This window comes from Aeromicrobium sp. PE09-221 (assembly GCF_002174305.1).
In the GTDB taxonomy this organism is placed as follows: Bacteria; Actinomycetota; Actinomycetes; order Propionibacteriales; family Nocardioidaceae; genus Aeromicrobium.
Window position 1 is genome coordinate 1 of record NZ_MIJB01000069.1, and the last position, 807, is coordinate 807.

1 protein-coding gene and 2 pseudogenes are annotated in these 807 nt (G+C 68.2%); 2 read left to right on the forward strand and 1 reads right to left on the reverse strand.

The annotated features are described in order from the left end of the window. Positions 1-191 precede the first annotated feature (191 nt). Positions 192-416 (reverse strand): annotated as a pseudogene (locus tag BHE97_RS19300) (acetyl-CoA C-acyltransferase); the annotation flags it as partial. On the opposite strand from BHE97_RS19300, the pseudogene BHE97_RS19305 reads away from it, so the two are divergent. After that, positions 396-569, forward strand: a pseudogene (locus BHE97_RS19305) (acetyl-CoA C-acyltransferase); the annotation flags it as partial. The pseudogenes BHE97_RS19300 and BHE97_RS19305 overlap by 21 nt on opposite strands. Before the next feature lie 41 nt (positions 570-610). Next, on the forward strand, positions 611-807 hold a 197-nt coding region (locus BHE97_RS20900), incomplete at its 3' end, for a hypothetical protein (protein ID WP_140400277.1).

Genomic DNA, 807 nt, shown 5'->3' on the forward strand with positions numbered 1-807 from the left:
GGGGGTGGTGGGGGCGGGGCGGTCGGCCGGGGCCTCCAGCGGGGGGCGGTGGGTCTCGTTCATCGTGTTGGCGTTCTGGTTCGGGTCGTCGATCGTGAGGGTGACGATCCCATCGGCCACGTCGTAGCGGACCGCATCAGTACTGGTCATGCCCATATCTCCTGTAAAGCCTGTGGAATTCGGTCCGGCGCTCAGATGCGCTCGACGATGGTGGCGATGCCCATGCCGCCGCCGATGCACAGCGTGGCCATGCCGTAGCGCTTCTGACGGCGCTCCAGCTCGTCGACCAAGGTGCCGAGGATCATCGCGCCTGTCGCGCCGAGCGGGTGGCCCATCGCGATGGCGCCGCCGTTGACATTGGTCTGCTCGTGCGGGTAGTCGCCGAGATCGCGCATGAGCTTCATCGCCACGGCGGCGCCATCGCGATGGGCCACCCGCTCGGCGCGACAGGCGCGATGATCCTCGGCACCTTGGTCGACGAGCTGGAGCGCCGTCAGAAGCGCTACGGCATGGCCACGCTGTGCATCGGCGGCGGCATGGGCATCGCCACCATCGTCGAGCGCATCTGAGCGCCGGACCGAATTCCACAGGCTTTACAGGAGATATGGGCATGACCAGTACTGATGCGGTCCGCTACGACGTGGCCGATGGGATCGTCACCCTCACGATCGACGACCCGAACCAGAACGCCAACACGATGAACGAGACCCACCCCACCCCGACTGACGCCGCGGTCGCCCCACCCCCCCCCCACAACACCCCGGCCGGCAGAGCGCCACCACCGCACACACCGGGCCCACCCCCCCC